Source organism: Coxiella-like endosymbiont of Rhipicephalus sanguineus (genome assembly GCF_018687865.1).
In genome coordinates this window covers 1-634 of sequence record NZ_NIQB01000085.1, presented here as the reverse complement: position 1 = coordinate 634, position 634 = coordinate 1, and the positions used below count along the sequence as shown (strand labels likewise).

Below are 634 nucleotides of genomic sequence, written 5' to 3'. Positions count from 1 at the left end.
AGTGAACGCGAAGAAATTTTTCGTCGCTTTAAAGCTCGAAATGCGAAACCCACTTCGGAATTAATTTATCTCTCGGAATTTGAATTATTAATTGCAGTAATGTTGTCCGCCCAAGCTACCGATGTGAGTGTTAACAAAAGCACTAAAGAGCTATTTAAAGTAGCGAATACGCCTTTAAAAATGTTGAATCTCGGGGAAGAAGGTTTAAAGAACCATATTAAATCTATTGGCTTATATAACACCAAAGCTAAAAATATCATAAAAACTTGCAAAATATTGGTAGAAAAATATCATTCACAAATACCCCAAACACGAAAAGAATTTGAAGCACTACCGGGTGTTGGTCGCAAAACAGCAAACGTTATTTTAAATACCGCCTTTGGCCATTCTGCTATTGCCGTTGATACTCATATTTTTCGCCTAGCTAATCGTACCGGCTTAGCTCCTGGAAAGACACCGTTAGCCGTTGAAAATAAATTAATGGAGGTGGTTCCTAAAAAATATCTTGTTGATGCTCATCATTGGCTCGTTTTACATGGTCGTTATATATGTACCGCACGTCATCCTAAATGCTCCGAGTGTTTTATTAATGACTTATGTGAATACCCACAAAACGATTTATTAAAATGATGAG

The 634-nt window shown here is 36.4% G+C and carries 1 protein-coding gene; it reads left to right on the top strand.

Annotated features, from left to right (window positions below):
• A partial coding sequence (gene nth, locus B1F79_RS04840) for an endonuclease III (protein WP_251366214.1) occupies positions 1-630 on the top strand: 630 nt, incomplete at its 5' end.
• Positions 631-634: the final 4 nt, after the last annotated feature.